The 15822-nt window shown below is 37.4% G+C and carries 12 protein-coding genes and 1 pseudogene; 4 read left to right on the plus strand and 9 right to left on the minus strand.

The genetic code is table 11. The features are described from left to right. The first annotated feature begins 25 nt into the window (after positions 1 to 25). The 3 genes from ESZ26_RS08565 to ESZ26_RS08575 are packed head-to-tail and all read left to right on the plus strand — an operon-like array spanning position 26 to position 4834. Complete coding sequence (locus tag ESZ26_RS08565) at positions 26 to 1960, plus strand: PrkA family serine protein kinase (RefSeq protein ID WP_146799333.1); 1935 nt, start codon at positions 26 to 28, stop codon at positions 1958 to 1960. A gap of 52 nt (positions 1961 to 2012) precedes the next feature. Next, on the plus strand, positions 2013 to 3290 hold the full coding sequence (locus tag ESZ26_RS08570) for a YeaH/YhbH family protein (protein ID WP_146799334.1): 1278 nt from the start codon (positions 2013 to 2015) through the stop codon (positions 3288 to 3290). 26 nt (positions 3291 to 3316) lie between these two features. Continuing rightward, entirely contained in the window at positions 3317 to 4834 is a 1518-nt protein-coding gene (locus ESZ26_RS08575; RefSeq protein ID WP_146799335.1) for a SpoVR family protein, read from the plus strand. Positions 4835 to 4870: 36 nt separating this feature from the next. On the opposite strand, the gene fadR is transcribed toward ESZ26_RS08575, so the two are convergent. Next, positions 4871 to 5581, minus strand: coding sequence for a fatty acid metabolism transcriptional regulator FadR (fadR, locus tag ESZ26_RS08580; RefSeq protein WP_146799336.1), 711 nt, complete (start codon positions 5579 to 5581; stop codon positions 4871 to 4873). A 601-nt stretch (positions 5582 to 6182) separates the two neighbouring features. Between fadR and ESZ26_RS19635 the strand changes: the two are divergent. Further along, positions 6183 to 6491, plus strand: a pseudogene (locus ESZ26_RS19635) (sensor histidine kinase); the annotation flags it as partial. A 342-nt stretch (positions 6492 to 6833) separates the two neighbouring features. Here the strand turns inward: ESZ26_RS19635 and ESZ26_RS08590 are convergent. The 8 genes from ESZ26_RS08590 to ESZ26_RS08625 all read right to left on the minus strand — a co-directional run bounded on the left by ESZ26_RS08590 (position 6834) and on the right by ESZ26_RS08625 (position 15798). Beyond that, on the minus strand, positions 6834 to 7166 hold the full coding sequence (locus ESZ26_RS08590; RefSeq protein WP_146799337.1) for a DUF6488 family protein: 333 nt from the start codon (positions 7164 to 7166) through the stop codon (positions 6834 to 6836). 62 nt (positions 7167 to 7228) lie between these two features. Next, positions 7229 to 7792, minus strand: a complete 564-nt coding sequence (locus ESZ26_RS08595; RefSeq protein ID WP_146799338.1) for a hypothetical protein — start codon at positions 7790 to 7792, stop codon at positions 7229 to 7231. A gap of 58 nt (positions 7793 to 7850) precedes the next feature. Then, positions 7851 to 8549: a HupE/UreJ family protein gene (locus ESZ26_RS08600; RefSeq protein ID WP_146799339.1), complete on the minus strand. Its 699-nt coding sequence runs from the start codon at positions 8547 to 8549 to the stop codon at positions 7851 to 7853. Continuing rightward, complete coding sequence (locus ESZ26_RS08605; RefSeq protein ID WP_146799340.1) at positions 8542 to 11688, minus strand: efflux RND transporter permease subunit; 3147 nt, start codon at positions 11686 to 11688, stop codon at positions 8542 to 8544. The genes ESZ26_RS08600 and ESZ26_RS08605 overlap by 8 nt, the downstream gene beginning before the upstream one ends. 58 nt (positions 11689 to 11746) lie before the next feature. After that, the gene (locus ESZ26_RS08610; protein WP_146799341.1) at positions 11747 to 12982 is read right to left on the minus strand and encodes an efflux RND transporter periplasmic adaptor subunit; all 1236 of its coding nucleotides are present in this window, start codon (positions 12980 to 12982) and stop codon (positions 11747 to 11749) included. Between the two features lie 2 nt (positions 12983 to 12984). Further along, the gene (locus tag ESZ26_RS08615; RefSeq protein ID WP_223271606.1) at positions 12985 to 14397 is read right to left on the minus strand and encodes a TolC family protein; all 1413 of its coding nucleotides are present in this window, start codon (positions 14395 to 14397) and stop codon (positions 12985 to 12987) included. 46 nt (positions 14398 to 14443) lie between these two features. Beyond that, positions 14444 to 15412 (minus strand): M56 family metallopeptidase, encoded by a 969-nt coding sequence (locus ESZ26_RS08620; protein WP_146799342.1) that lies wholly within the window; start codon positions 15410 to 15412, stop codon positions 14444 to 14446. Next, on the minus strand, positions 15409 to 15798 hold the full coding sequence (locus ESZ26_RS08625; RefSeq protein WP_146799343.1) for a BlaI/MecI/CopY family transcriptional regulator: 390 nt from the start codon (positions 15796 to 15798) through the stop codon (positions 15409 to 15411). Before ESZ26_RS08625 ends, ESZ26_RS08620 begins: the two co-directional genes overlap by 4 nt. Positions 15799 to 15822 lie beyond the last annotated feature (24 nt).

Genomic DNA, 15822 nt, shown 5'->3' on the forward strand with positions numbered 1-15822 from the left:
ATTTTTTTTCCTTATGGAGGCAGTTATGAGTATTTTTCAGCATTATCAATTACGTTACGATGAAGCTAAAGAAGAAAACTTTAGTATTCAAGAATTTCTCAGTATTTGTCAAAATGACAAGCTTGCTTACGCTAGTGCTGCTGAACGATTATTACTTGCCATCGGCGAGCCCGAAATGATCGACACCTCAAACGAACCCACTTTAAGCCGTATTTTTTCTAATCGTGTTATAGCACGCTATCCAGCTTTTAAAGAATTTTATGGTATGGAGGAAGCAATAGAACAAATTGTTGCCTACCTAAAGCATGCCTCTCAAGGGCTAGAAGAACAAAAACAAATTCTCTATTTATTGGGCCCCGTCGGTGGCGGTAAATCATCATTAGCTGAAAAATTAAAAGCCTTAATGCAGCAAGAGCCTATTTATGTGCTTAGTGCCAACGGGGTGAGAAGCCCGGTAAACGACCATCCTTTTTGTTTGTTTGATGCCGACGCTGATGGAAAAATATTAAAGAAAGAGTATAAAATTCCAGAGCGGTTCTTAAATACCATCATGTCACCTTGGGTGGTTAAAAGACTGCATGAATATCAAGGCGACATTGCCAAGTTTGAAGTGGTTAAGTTATATCCTTCAATTCTCGATCAAATAGCCATTGCAAAAACAGAGCCCGGTGACGATAACAATCAAGATATTTCAGCTTTAGTGGGTAAAGTTGATATTAGACAATTAGAACATTTTGCCCAAAATGACCCTGATGCCTATAGTTATTCAGGAGCATTGTGTCGCGCAAATCAAGGCATGATGGAATTTGTCGAAATGTTTAAAGCCCCCATTAAAGTATTGCATCCTTTATTAACAGCGACGCAAGAAGGTAATTATAATCCAACAGAAGGTTTATCAGCCCTGCCTTTTAAAGGTATTTTACTGGCACATTCTAATGAGTCCGAATGGCAAACCTTTAGGAATAACAAAAACAACGAAGCCTTTTTAGACCGAGTTTATATTGTTAAGGTTCCTTACTGCATGCGGGTCTCAGAAGAGGTCAAAATTTATCAAAAGTTACTTGAAAATAGTGAGTTGAAAAATGCTCATTGTGCGCCTGATACCCTAGAAACCTTAGCGCAATTTTCGGTACTATCACGTTTAAAAGATCCGGAGAATTCAAGTATTTATTCTAAAATGCGTGTTTACGACGGCGAAAGCTTAAAAGATACCGATCCAAAAGCAAAATCGTATCAAGAATATCGTGACTATGCCGGTGTAGATGAAGGTATGTCAGGGCTTTCAACACGTTTTGCTTTTAAAATATTATCACGCGTTTTTAATTTCGATCATCTAGAAGTTGCCGCAAATCCTGTCCATCTATTTTATGTGCTTGAACAACAAATTGAACGTGAACAATTACCTAAAGAAACCGCCGAACGTTATGTAGAGTTCATCAAGGGTTATTTATCTGCTCAATATATAGAATTTATTGGAAAGGAAATTCAAACAGCTTATCTAGAGTCTTATTCCGAATATGGACAAAACATTTTTGATCGCTATGTTACTTATGCCGATTTTTGGATACAAGACCAAGAATATCGTGATGCAGAAACAGGGCAACTATTTGATCGAGAGGCCTTAAATAATGAATTAGAAAAAATTGAAAAACCCGCTGGTATTAGCAACCCTAAAGATTTTCGAAATGAAATTGTCAATTTTGTGCTGCGAGCTAAAGCAAATAACAATGGCAAAAACCCAAACTGGACAAGTTACGAAAAACTACGCACGGTAATTGAGAAAAAAATGTTCTCTAACACTGAAGATTTATTGCCTGTTATTTCATTTAATACTAAAACCTCGAATGACGACCAACAAAAACATGATGACTTTATCGAGCGTATGATGAGTAAAGGCTATACAAAAAAACAAGTGCGGTTATTATCTGAGTGGTATTTACGGGTGAGAAAATCTTCTTAAGTTGTACTTTATTGTTTATATATAACCATGCCAATGAAGTAAGGAGGAAACCATGACAAATTTTATTGATCGACGTTTAAACAGCAAAAACAAAAGCACGGTTAATCGTCAACGTTTTATTCGACGTTACAAGCGGCAAATAAAAAAATCAGTTGAGCAAGCTATTAATAGACGTGGTGTTACTGATGTTGAACGCGGCGAGAATATTACCATCACTAAAAAAGATTTATCTGAGCCTGTTTTTCATCAAGGTAAAGGTGGCATTAAAGACAGAGTTCATCCAGGAAACGATCAATTTTCCACCGGCGACCGTATAAAACGTCCGCCACAGCAGCAAGGTCAAGGCGGTGGGCAAGGTAATGCCAGTGACTCTGGCGAGGGAGATGACGATTTTGTATTTTCGATTTCTAAAGATGAATATTTAAATTTACTCTTTGAAGATCTTGAGTTGCCCAATTTAGAAAAAAATCAATTAGATAAATTAATTGATTATAAGACAGTGCGCTCAGGTTATTGTGCTGAAGGTGTCGCTTCTAATATAGACATTGTAAAGTCTTTACAGGGCTCAATCGCTAGGCGTATTGCCATGACGTCAAGCAAACGTAAAAAGTTAACAATACTTGAGCTCGAATTAGCGGCGTTAATAGCCGATAAGTACGACCATATTCAAGAAATTAAAAAATTAACTGCTGAAATTGATATTCTTAAAAGTAAAATAAGTAAAGTCCCTTTCATTGATACCTTTGATTTGCGCTTTAGAAACTATACAAAACAAGCTATTCCAACATCAAAGGCGGTGATGTTTTGCTTAATGGATGTTTCAGGCTCGATGGATCAAGCCACGAAAGATATTGCCAAACGTTTTTATATATTATTGTATTTGTTTCTTACTCGTACTTATAAAACTATCGACGTGGTCTATATACGACATCACACGCAAGCAAAAGAAGTTGATGAGGAAGAATTTTTCTATTCGCAAGAAACTGGCGGCACCATAGCTTCAAGCGCATTAGATTTGATGGTTAATATAATGAATGAACGCTACCAAGCTAGCGGATGGAATATTTACGCTGCACAGGCCTCCGACGGTGATAACTGGGCCGATGACTCTCCTCGTTGTAAGCAGTTATTAACTGAAAGTATTTTGCCCAGAGCACGCTACTTTAGCTATATCGAAATAACACAACGACCACATCAAACGCTCTGGCAGCAGTATCAAGAAATTGCCGCTTATACTGAACACTTCGCCATTCAACATATTAAAACTGTTGAAGATATCTACCCTGTTTTCAGAGAACTTTTCAAAAAAAATAATAATAAAGCAGCGTAAATAAGTAACAGAAAAGGAGGAGGACAATGGCTAAATGTAAACCGTTAAGCGATCAAGGTGACTGGAACTTTGATTTACTTAATCAATATCAAACTGAAATTGCTCGGGTGGCAAAACATTATCGATTAGCAACTTACCCCAATCAAATAGAAGTGATAACCGCTGAACAAATGATGGACGCCTATGCCAGTGTCGGTATGCCTATTGGTTATAACCATTGGACTTTTGGCAAAAAATTTATTCAAACCGAACAAAACTATAAACGTGGTCAAATGGGATTAGCTTATGAAATAGTGATCAATTCTGATCCTTGTATTTCATATTTAATGGAGGAAAATTCAATGACCATGCAGGCATTAGTTATGGCACATGCTTGTTACGGGCATAATTCTTTTTTCAAAGGTAATTACTTATTCAAATCTTGGACAGATGCTAGCTCAATTATTGACTATTTATTGTTTGCTAAAAATTATATTAGCGAATGTGAACAAAAATTTGGTATTAGTGACGTTGAATCTTGCTTAGATGCTTGCCATGCCTTAATGAACCATGGTGTAGATCGTTATAAACGACCACAAAAAATATCATTAGAAGAAGAGTTACAACGTCAAAAAGATCGTGAAGAATACCTGCAATCACAGGTCAACACTTTGTGGCGAACAGTACCTAAAAACAATGATAAAACTAACCAAACAAAAGCAACTTTTCCAAGTGAGCCTCAAGAAAATATTTTATATTTTATTGAAAAAAATGCTCCTTTACTGAAACCATGGCAAAGAGAGATAGTGCGTATCGTGCGTAAAGTTTCGCAATACTTCTATCCGCAAAAGCAAACCCAGGTAATGAACGAAGGTTGGGCATGTTTTTGGCATTATACCATTTTGAACCATTTATATGATGAGGGTTTAGTCACTGATAAATTCATGATGGAGTTTTTACATAACCACACCAACGTTGTCGCTCAGCCCGATTACAACAGTCGTTATTATTCTGGCATTAACCCCTATGCTTTAGGGTTTACTATGTTTATAGATATTAGAAGGATATGTGAACAGCCAACGGAAGAAGACAAACTATGGTTTCCAGAAATAGCCGGCAGTAACTGGTTGGATACTTTACATTTTGCTATGGAAAACTTTAAGGATGAAAGCTTCATTAGTCAGTATTTGTCACCTAAGTTAATGCGTGACTTCAAATTATTTTATTTACATGATGACGAAAAAGAAAGTTATATTGAAGTAGCGGCTATTCATAATGAAAGTGGTTATAAAAAAATAAGGGCGGCGTTATCTGAGCAGTATAACCTCAGTAATCTCGAGGTAAACATTCAAGTAACCAATGCTGACATTGACGGTGATCGGTCGTTAACGCTGAAATATACACCACACCAAAAAGTCCCACTCGCTGATTCAAAAGATGAAGTGATCAAACATCTTTTTACGTTATGGCAATTTGACGTGCGCTTAGTAAAAGATAATGAAAATGGTCAAGAAGAAGTTATTGCCCAGTATCCAGAACCCAATAGTCCTTTAGAGAATGAATAGGCAAGTTAACCCTTGCCTATAATAAGGAATATCAGCTTATTCAGATAACTCTTTTAGTACATCGTCTTTAAGTTCTAGCCAAAGCTTACCTGACTCAATACCATATTTACGTACTGCAAATATAGATTCATCAAATTTATTTTCACTTGCTAATTCAATGAGTTTCTTATAATAGACTCGAGAAATTTCACGACCTTTAGGATGAGAAAAATATAAAGTACCTAGACGAGAATATAAGCCTCTAAAGCCATTTAAGATTAATAAGTAGATAGAATTTCCAGAAGCAACGACCAACTCTTTATTTAATCGGTAATCGAATTCGGCAAAGGCTTCTCCGTTATCTTCCACATCTTCATAAGCTTTAATGAGCTCAATCACTTTTTCAGCATTGTTTTTAATGGCGCCACGAATATAAATGGCACTGATATTTGTCCGAGCTGACATTAAATTGTCAACCAGATCAGGTATGCCTTCTTGATCGAGTTGAGCAAGTGTTTCTAGAATATTTAAACTAGAAGTTTCCCAAAAGTTATTCACTTTGGTGGGTTTACCGTGCTTAATGGTCAACCAACCATCACGTGCTAATCGCTGTAAAACTTCACGTAATGTTGTACGCGTAACGCCAATGAGTTCAGATAACTCTCGTTCAGCCGGAAGTATAGAACCGGGTGGAAAACCACCGTTCCAAATTGACTCAACAATATATTGCTCTGCAAACCCTGCTGGGCTATGTGCTTTGATAACCATACTGCTCCACACAATATCTTAATCTTAAAATTTTAACTGATTGTACCAGAACATCTATTTGGTACAAGTGGATAAATTCGACGTTATTATGTGATCACTGCAACTTAAGTTGAGATTATGTGGCAAGCTGAGATTTTATCTATACTTAAAATAATAATGTCTCGGGTAAAACCACAACGTCCAATCCCTTATATAACAATGGTTATCAACGAAATTTTGGCTACCAGCACCATAAATATGTGTTAAATCTCACTGTTTAATATTTATCTAAACGCTAAAAATAAATTAAACTTTTACGAAAATTAATGCAAACAAACAACTGTAATTATTAAAACACTATAAAATGACTAGTATTTGATTCTGAAACCTACCACTATTTCTTGGAAGACATGATACGAACAATACACATAGATATTTTTAGCATTTTTTTGTTCATCTTATGAATCTAAAAGTCATTTTTTAGTCTGTATACTCTAAGGTACTTTCGCCCCCATTGCGACATGGAAAGATTATTCTAGTATTATCTAAAGACACCATTTTAATTAAAAAAGAGGGGGTTAATTAGTACAATTAAGCCTTTGATAGTTAATGTACTTCTTGCCGAAACCTCCTAGAAAATGCTTTAAAATATAGCATCCAAAAAACACCTATAATAATGGTAATTCAATCGACAGAAAATCATTTAACTATTAATGTTAGCAATAGTGCCAGTGTGTTATCCGCAGATATTCCCAAGATGACCACGCGTTTTTGGCGCAAAGGAACGACAGAAGGTGCCGGACTTGGCCTGTCTATTGTAGATACAATAGCTCAAATCTATAAAGGTTCAATTACACTCAAAAATGATAAAAATACTTTCGTCGCTGAGTTTACGATACCTGTAAGGATAATTACATCCCCCTCAATTTAAAATAATTACAGTGCTATGATTATATTTATCAGGATTGTTATTTATAACGTTTATCCGAAGAGTAAATTATCCGTTCATTATATTCGTTATCTGATGACACTTTGATCAAAACATTGTTTGTATATCTTCGTTTAGATTAACCGTTAAGTAACGTCTTTATACATTACTCTCTACCCACTGTTGTTGTATTACTTAATCTAAATAATGAATACAGTAACATGCACAAGTTACCATTTTGGTTTTAAGTCAAAATATTCACTAACACACCTGAACAAGCGGATATTGTAATTGAAAAATAGATTATAATTTGAATATAGGGGATAACCTCTCCCCTTATTTGATTTAAAACTTCGCTTCAGAATTAACTTTTAATACTTCGCCTGACATTGTCATCAGAAAATAAATTGTTTTATTTTCTGATTTATTGTTAGCGCTGACAATATAACGGTTAGCTTCTGCTGCATGGAGTTTGAAATCTTCTGAGGTCAATTTATTCCAGCTTTCGCTTAATTTTCCAACTTTGAAACCAAAGTCTTTAAAAGTCAGTTTTTGGGTAGCTTTAGCTGCAATTTGTGTTGCTACTTTAGGGCTTATTTTTCCATGGTCAGTATGCGCGAATGCTGAACTAGTGCTAAATATCAAGCTAATAAATAAGGCTGCTATTAACGTTTTCATATTGGTACTCCAGTTGTTTTAATTAAATTCAAAGTGTGTGTATTTTCTATTATTTGAGGTGATTATTTAAGGCCATGCTTGGTGTATTCACCTTTTACAATAAGTTGAACAGTGACTGGAGAGTCAGAGGTGTTTTTCCAATACCAACCATGAGAACCAGTAAATGGTACAGTAAAACTCCCTTTCATTTCATCCAATGTTGCTATTGCATAACTTTCAAAATAGCCCGTTGTGTCGCCTTCTGGTTCGCCATGTAAATCAAAATACAATGCTGAACTATCTGTTATCCATTCGTATTCAAGCTTTTGGTATTGCGCCATGATAAATTTGTATTCAACACCGCGACCAGCAGGAACAATGACTTCAATTGTTTCTGTTGCACCTGTTGATTCTTCTGATGTTTCCTGTGAAGAGAGTGGAGTAGACGTTTCTGCCTTTATGTTGTGAAAAACGGTTAGCCCAAGTTTATGTCCTAACCCTGTTGGATCAATGTTGTACTCCGCAGGTAATATAATTGTAAATAGGGTCACGGCTGCGAATACTAAGCTGAACAGCGTGTATTTGATCAGTGCAGCATTCGTTAACGTGATAGCTTCTGGCATATTTTTTGGATTGCTTTGTTGCATCGTTTTATCTCTTAAAATAGGTAAAGGTTTATTAAGTAAAATTGATTAAGTTAGCTATTTAGTTAATGAAATAACCTGTTAGTTGAAAGCCTACCAACATAAATCCTGCACTCATTAACAAACAATTCGTGTTTGTCGCAAATCGATTGAAGCTGCTGTGTTTACGCCAAAAATTAATCACTAAAAGAATAAAGGCCAAGGCGGTAAACTGTCCTAACTCAACCCCAACATTAAAGGCAATTAAATTAGTAATTAAGCCGTCATCAGGAAGTTGAAACTCTTGTAACTTGGTTGCTAAGCCAAAACCATGAAACAGACCAAAAATTAATACAGCAAGCTTTGCATTGGGTGATTTACCAAAGAGTCGATTAAAGCCACCTAAATTATCAAAACCCTTATAAACCACTGATAGCCCAATAATGGCATCGATTAAATAAGCATTAACTTGTATGTCACTGATCACGCCAAACAATAAGGTTACGCTGTGTCCTAGGGTAAACATACTGACATACAATAAAACATCACGACTTCTATACAAAAAGAACAACACGCCCACTAAGAACAGTAAATGATCGTAGCCCGTCACCATATGTTTAGCGCCAATATACAAAAATGGGATAATCTGTACGCCAGTGTTTTTTAATAAAAATGCTCGCGTACTTTCATCGACACCGTGAGCAAAGACCTCAATAGGTAACCATATGGCAAGTAAAGCAATAACACTCAACAAGCCATATCGCTGCAAAATATTAGACATTAACGGTTTCCTTTGGGTGAGTTGTTTTAGTGAAAGTTTTTTTGCTATTGTGTAGTAAACGATACAAAGCAGGTAAAACAAACAATGTTAAAATGGTAGATGAAATAACCCCTCCGATCACCACAGTTGCTAGTGGACGTTGAACCTCAGAGCCAATACCTGTATTAAGCGCCATAGGCACAAAACCTAATGAAGCAACAAGCGCGGTTGTTAGCACAGGTCGAAGTCTTGTCAATGCACCTTCAATAATAGCCGTATCTAACGCAGCGCCTTCTCGCCTAAGTTCTCGTATAAATGAGACCATAACCAAGCCATTTAAAATTGCGATGCCTGATAAGGCGATAAAACCAACAGCGGCTGATATTGAAAAAGGAATATCTCTCAACAATAAAGCAAAAATGCCCCCGGTTAAGGCTAATGGTACACCCGTGAAAATAATCATAGAATCTTTAAATGAGCCTAAAGCCAAGAAGAGCAAACCAATAATCATCACTAACGTAATAGGAACCACGATAGCTAGGCGCTCTGATGCGGATTGTAACTTTTGGTAGGTGCCGCCATATTCAATCCAGTAACCCGCAGGTATTTCAACAGACTCATCAATTGACGCTTGAATATCCTGAACAAATGAGCCTAAATCTCTGCCTCGAACGTTAGCGGTAACAACCACTCTACGTTTGCCATTTTCTCTATTGACTTGGTTTGCGCCCTCAACTAATACCAATTCAGCTACCTCCTGTAACGGAACATAACTGTTATCGATCATCTGTATGGGTAAGTAAGCTAAGGCATCAACATCGCTTCTTAGCGCTTCTGGAAGACGTACTACTATGTCGGCACGTTGATCGCCTTGATAGAACTTGCCGGCAATGGTGCCACCTAATGCTGTGGAAAGTTGATCTTGTAGTTGTTTCACGCTTATTCCATATTTTGCTAGCTGGGCAAGTTTTGGATTAATCGTCATTAGAGGTAAACCTGTCGTTCTCTCTACTTGAATATCAGCAATTCCCTCAACATTAATAATAGCTGTGTTTATGCTCTTTCCTAACGCACCTAATGTCTCAAAGTCATCGCCAAACACTTTGATAGCCAACTCTGCACGAACCCCTGATAACAACTCATTAAAGCGCATTTGTATTGGTTGTAAGAATTCATATCGATTACCCGGTATAGGCTCTACTACAGCTGCTAATTCTTCTACAAATTGCGCTTTAGGTTTGTTAGGATTTGGCCATTCGCTACGAGGTTTTAAGATAATAAAATTATCGGCAACACTGGGTGGTACGGCATCTGTTGCAACATCGGCTGTACCAATTTTTGCAAAGACACGTTCAACCTCTGGCATTTGATTGATTTTTTCTTCTAAGACTTTTTGTAACGCGACAGCTTGCGATAATGACGTGCCAGGAATACGCAAGGCATGCATGGCGATATCACCTTCATCAAGGTTTGGCACAAATTCGCTACCGAGTTTATTGGCAGAAAATCCAGCTAAGCCGACAAGTCCAACAGCGAAAACCACAACAAACCAGCGAACTTTAAGCGCAAACGTTAAAGAAGGACGATAAAGCGCTAAAGATGATTTTATAATGATATTTTCTTTTTCTTTTACAGGCCCTTTGAACAAAATAGCAATAGCTGCCGGAACAAAAGTTACTGATAAGAACATTGCACAACATAGCGCTATAACAACGGTTATTGCCATAGGGTGAAACATTTTCCCTTCGACACCCGTTAGTGCAAAAATAGGTAAATATACGGCAGTTATAATAAATACGCCAAATAATGCTGGACGGATGACTTCTTTGGTCGCTTCATATACCAGTGCTAATCGTTCATTAACAGGCATAGTGCGACCATTGAGCGATGCCGAACTGAGCTTTCTTAGACAATTCTCAACGATGATAATGGCACCATCAACGAGTAGTCCAAAATCTAACGCCCCTAAACTCATCAGGTTGGCACTTACGCCTACTTGTACCATGCCCGTTACGGTCATTAACATCGCAAATGGGATAACCGCGGCAGTAAGTAATGCCGCTCTCATATTGCCTAACAATAAAAACAACACGACAATAACTAATAACGCCCCTTCAAAGAGGTTCATCTTTACTGTATCGAGTGTCTTTTCAACTAAGGTAGTGCGGTCATACACAGCGGTAACGGTAATACCGATGGGTAAACTCGCTTTAACTTCGTCTAACTTTATACCAACCGCTTTAGCAACATTTCGACTGTTTTCACCAATAAGCATGAAAACGGTACTCATCACAACTTCTCTACCATTTTGGGTTGCAGCACCTGTTCTTAATTCTTTTCCTTCTTGTACTTTAGCGACATCAGAAATTCGAATTACACTACCTTCAGTGGTCCTAACAGGAATATTAGCGATAGCCTCTAAACTTTCTACCTGTCCGGGAATACGTAATAACCATTGAGCGCCATTTTTTTCTATAAACCCAGCACCTTTATTGTCATTATTATTTTCGATTGCTTGAATAATGTCTTGCTGATTAAGACCAAATTCCAGTAGCTTTTTAGGCTCAAAGGCAACAAGAATTTCACGTTTAAAACCACCAATAGGGTTAACTTCAACCACACCTTCCACTTGCATTAATTGAGGGCGAATAATCCAATCATGAACCGTTCTTAAATCTGTCGCTGTTATTAACTTCCCTTCATCATTACGGGCATTAGGCTCTGCATCCACGGTAAACATGAATATTTCACCTAACCCCGTAGCGATTGGTCCAAGCTCTGGCTCTAATCCAAAAGGTAAATCTGACTTTGCTGAGACTAAGCGTTCATTCACTAATTGTCTGGCAAAGTAAATATCAGTATCATCACTAAAAATGGCGGTGACTTGCGATAAACCATAACGTGAAACAGAGCGTGTACTGACTAAATTTGGTAGCCCTGCCAATGCAGTTTCTAATGGGTAAGTAACCCGTTGTTCTACTTCAAGCGGCGTATACCCTGCCGCTTCGGTGTTGATCATTACCTGAATGTTGGTGATATCAGGGACGGCATCAATCGGCAACTTGGTAAAATTCCAAAGACCCAATCCAGCGAAGGCGAGTACCGCCAACATAATAATTGAGTTCCTACGAATAGAAAATCTGAGTAAATATTCGAGCATTATCTTTCCTTTAAGGAGTAAACCTTTTTACTAACCATTATAATTAAAAGGGAAACCCTTAGTGATCGTGTGATGCGCCAGATTTTTCAACATCTGCTTTGAGGATATAGCTATTCTCAGTGACATATTCAGTGCCTACAGATATACCGCCTAACACTTCAATTTCATCACCCACTATGCGGCCTAATTCAAGCATTCTTACTTCATATTCATTGCCAACCTTGGCATAAACTACGGTAAAATCACGAAAGCTCTGCAATCCGTTACGCTTTACCGCCATCCCTACGTCAAATGAGCCAATTTCAATCTTTGCCGTCACAAAAGAGCCTTCAGATAATAAGGAATCACTATTGTTTACTAAGACACGAAATAGCTTCGCCTGATCATTCCTAACTTTTAATACTCGGCTATCAATTCTAGTTGTGTACTGTTCTTCAACACCATTAATGTTAAGCGTTGTTTTTGCGCCAATAGCTACTTTAGCTAAATCCAAAGGAAAAACGGCTAGCTCAGCAACTAAGGTTTCATCATTAGTCACCGCAAGTAATATTCGGCCTTTAGATTGCTCACCAGAAGTCACGTTAACCGCACTGACAATACCTTTTTGAGCTGATTTTACCTGATAAGATTGCAAACTTTCATTACTTTCCAGCGTGAGTAACAATTGACCTTTCTTAATTACATCACCTAGCTTGACGTGAACTTTTTTAACCAAGCCATCGAATCGAGCATAAACATTACTGGTAGCATCGGCTGGTAACGTTAACTTTCCAAACACTTCAATGCTTTCATGGAATGTTGATGGCCCGACAACTTCAGTACTAATTTCCATTGCCTGTGCAATTTTCTCATCAATACTTGTTCGACCTTCAAAATTGTCATATTGCCAACTGTAAGTTTTGCCCTGATATTTAGCCGTTAGAGAGACAATAAATGAGTGAGGTTCGTAGATAACCATATCACCACGAAGATACTGGCCTTCTTGAAAAAAATTGATGTCATCGATACCATCGCCTAGTCGGGTCAATTTTACATTTAGCTCTACTTTCGCAGGGTCGATAGCTTTTCCACCCTCAGTTGCCCACACACGAAACTCAGGCGGCACTCCTGTTTCAAAAATAGAGAGTTCAATGGCAAAGTTATCTTTTTTCAACATACGCCCACGATTCGGCCCTTTCTCTGGCTCGGCTTCTTCTACCTTTTGCTCTGAAACAGCAAAGCTAGAGAAACTTGTACTTAAGCTAACAAAGCACAGTGTGCTTATTAATGTTAATATTTTAAATGTTGATTTCATGATTATTTCTCGTTATTTTTTTCAATAGAATGCGCGTTAAAAGGTGCATTAGCGTTTTTATTAATGGCAAATAGGGATGCACCCGTTAATCGCTCTATTTCAATATTGTTTAAATGGGCATTTTGATAAGCAGCAATCAAGTCTGACTGTGCATCTAATAATTCTTGTTGAGTATTGGTCCACTCGGTATAGCTATATCGGCCAATCTTGTAAGCTTTTTCAGCCTCAACAAAAGCTTGTTCAAGCACAGGTATCAGGTTTTTAGTCATAGCATCAATGACATGTTGGCTGTGTTTCATTTGTTCAATAAGCACATACAACTGTGTATTCAATTGATGAACAAGTGCTTGTGACGCTGTTTCTAGTTCGCTTTGGGAAGCACGTAGCGCATTTATTTTCCCTTGATTTTGATTGTTATCACCAAAAGGTATTGAAATTCCAGCGACTAAACCAAAATCATCGGTTGTTTCGTAACGTCTTAATCCCGTTGTAAATTTCCATAGGGGTTTAGTTTCAATACGAGCAAGTTCAATTTCAGACTGAGCAATTCGCTGTTTTGTAGCGAAAAGACTGACCGAAGGCAGTTGTTTTAGATGAGTAAATAATGAATCAACATCGGAGCTATTGGTTAAAGGTAAGTGGGGTAACGATAATAATGAGCCAATGATGTTAGTTTCTTTATGTTGCTCGCTTTGCCCTTGTCCTTGCCACTGCGCTAATAACTGATATTTACTGGCATCTACTTCATGAGTTAAGTCTTCAACAACTAATTCTCGTTTAGCGACTTCAGCTTGTGATTTTAGTTTATCAACTAAAGAAGACTTTCCTGCATTTACACGTTTAGTTACTGCTTCAAATGATTTAACCGCTTGCTTTAAGCTCATTTTTGACAGTTTTAGTCGCTCTTCATTGACCAATACTTGGATAAAATATTTTGCTGTTTGTGCGGCTAAATCTAGCGCCTTGATTTCTCGCGCGAATGCAACGGTTGCCCCTTGAATCTTAGCATTTGAAACTCTATTTTTTACTAGCGAGTTATCTAAAACCCATGAGATCGATAGTGTAGATTGAGCACTTTTAAAGCCACTATGATCACCCGTCCCCATTGCATCCTCAATGGTAAGTCCAATTTCTGGTCTAACCTGAATACCTGCTTGTTGTGCATATCCCTTATAAATATCAGCTTGATTAGCAAATATTTTTAGCTCTGGGTGCATATTCATTGTTTGAGATATTGCCGTAGCTAAGTCAACTGATTTCAGGGGGCTGTCTTCTGAGTGTGCATAACCTGAGAGGGTTGCAGTGATCATCAGCACAGCAGCGCTAAACTTAAAGCTAAACTTTAAATGACACCTTGATAAAAACCGATTGGCGGTCGGTTTTTTATTTGTAAATGATTGAGTAAATAGTTTCATTATTATTACCTTGGAGTAAGCCTTAAATTATTATTTTAATGATGCTTTAATGATCGAAAAGCGTTTCAATAGCGTGATGGAGGCTATCTACTGATGTCATTGATATGACGGCTAATAGTATTATTGTCAGTAAAACCAATTTCATTGGAAAAGCTTTGAGTTGAGTCTCATTGAGCAACTCTACTACTCTTTGTTCAATGGATTGGCGACAAAAGTGAACGAGTAATTCACTTTTGAACTGTTCATGTATGGAATATTTAGCCGCTAACTTAGTAAATCTCACTAACGTACTAGCAACATTGTGCGCCTGTTGTTGAGTTTTTACGAAGAAAGAATCAGCCGCTTGCTCCATGGTAATTGCCATCATCGATTTCAATATTTGTTTAACATTAGGTGAAAAATAAGAAGACAATAATGAAAATACCCACTTTTTCAGCGGGTCAGCATAGTGTAAATGAGCAAGTTCATGTTGAATAATTATTTCAATGTCATCTGAATCTAGTTGCTCCATCAAGCCTGTAGATATAAAACACGATGGTTTAATTAATCCACCTGTAAATGCTGTCGGGATTGATGAATCTATTATAAAGACGTTCTCACTCTTCTTTGTCGCTAAAGTGCGTAACAAAATTATTTGATAGTGATTTTTGTAAGCGACAACTAGGCTTCGAACAGCAATAGTAAGACTGAAGCCGATGAAGAGAAGTAAACTAATACTATGCCAGCTTAAAAAATAATAAATATTAGGATGATGCCAGTGAGCTAATTCAGTTAGCCATACAAACATTGCCCCTGATTGAAAAAGAGGGCTAAATAACAGCGTTACAGATAGCGCAATAATCCAAGGTGAAAGCACACATAACCAGAGTAACGATTTACGGGTAGACACAGTGTAACGTTGAATTTTATTTTTTACCGACCAAAAAGCAAGCGAAACAAGACTATTGGCAACGATAAAAGCTAATACGGCAATCGTGAGTAAATTAAATGCTAACGCCCAATGACCAAAAATCATTTTTCAGCCTTTGTTTGTAATTTTTTTCGTTGTTGTTCAATCATAGCTTCCAGTTTATCTAACTGGTCTTCATCGAGATCAGATGAAATAGAAGAAAAAGCCGCGACAACGCTATTTTCATCTTCAACAACAAAATCATGAGTAACACTTTTAATTAATTGGCCGATCAATTCATGGCGAGCAACTTTAGGGAAATATTGATATGCGTGGCCGTTCTTTACCCGACTTAACAGGTCTTTTTTAAATAAGCGCTCTAACGTGCTTTGAATAGTATTAAGAGAGCCGCCTCGATTTTTTTCGAAATAGCTATGTACCTGCTTAGCATCAGCAGGCTTTGCCTTCCAAAGGTATTCCAATACTTGTTTTTCTAGTTCACCGAGTTGCATAGTCTTTTCACTACCCTATTTAAG

The sequence above is a fragment of the Colwellia hornerae genome (assembly GCF_007954355.1).
In the GTDB taxonomy this organism is placed as follows: domain Bacteria; phylum Pseudomonadota; class Gammaproteobacteria; order Enterobacterales; family Alteromonadaceae; genus Colwellia_A; species Colwellia_A hornerae.

Excerpts from the sequence above, each read along its gene's own strand:
- ESZ26_RS08565 (WP_146799333.1), top strand. The coding sequence starts at position 26 with ATGAGTATTTTTCAGCATTATCAATTACGTTACGATGAAGCTAAAGAA.
- ESZ26_RS08570 (WP_146799334.1), top strand. The coding sequence starts at position 2,013 with ATGACAAATTTTATTGATCGACGTTTAAACAGCAAAAACAAAAGCACG.
- ESZ26_RS08575 (WP_146799335.1), top strand. The coding sequence starts at position 3,317 with ATGGCTAAATGTAAACCGTTAAGCGATCAAGGTGACTGGAACTTTGAT.
- fadR (WP_146799336.1), bottom strand. The coding sequence starts at position 5,581 with ATGGTTATCAAAGCACATAGCCCAGCAGGGTTTGCAGAGCAATATATT.
- ESZ26_RS08590 (WP_146799337.1), bottom strand. The coding sequence starts at position 7,166 with ATGAAAACGTTAATAGCAGCCTTATTTATTAGCTTGATATTTAGCACT.
- ESZ26_RS08595 (WP_146799338.1), bottom strand. The coding sequence starts at position 7,792 with ATGCAACAAAGCAATCCAAAAAATATGCCAGAAGCTATCACGTTAACG.
- ESZ26_RS08600 (WP_146799339.1), bottom strand. The coding sequence starts at position 8,549 with ATGTCTAATATTTTGCAGCGATATGGCTTGTTGAGTGTTATTGCTTTA.
- ESZ26_RS08605 (WP_146799340.1), bottom strand. The coding sequence starts at position 11,688 with ATGCTCGAATATTTACTCAGATTTTCTATTCGTAGGAACTCAATTATT.
- ESZ26_RS08610 (WP_146799341.1), bottom strand. The coding sequence starts at position 12,982 with ATGAAATCAACATTTAAAATATTAACATTAATAAGCACACTGTGCTTT.
- ESZ26_RS08615 (WP_223271606.1), bottom strand. The coding sequence starts at position 14,397 with ATGAAACTATTTACTCAATCATTTACAAATAAAAAACCGACCGCCAAT.
- ESZ26_RS08620 (WP_146799342.1), bottom strand. The coding sequence starts at position 15,412 with ATGATTTTTGGTCATTGGGCGTTAGCATTTAATTTACTCACGATTGCC.
- ESZ26_RS08625 (WP_146799343.1), bottom strand. The coding sequence starts at position 15,798 with ATGCAACTCGGTGAACTAGAAAAACAAGTATTGGAATACCTTTGGAAG.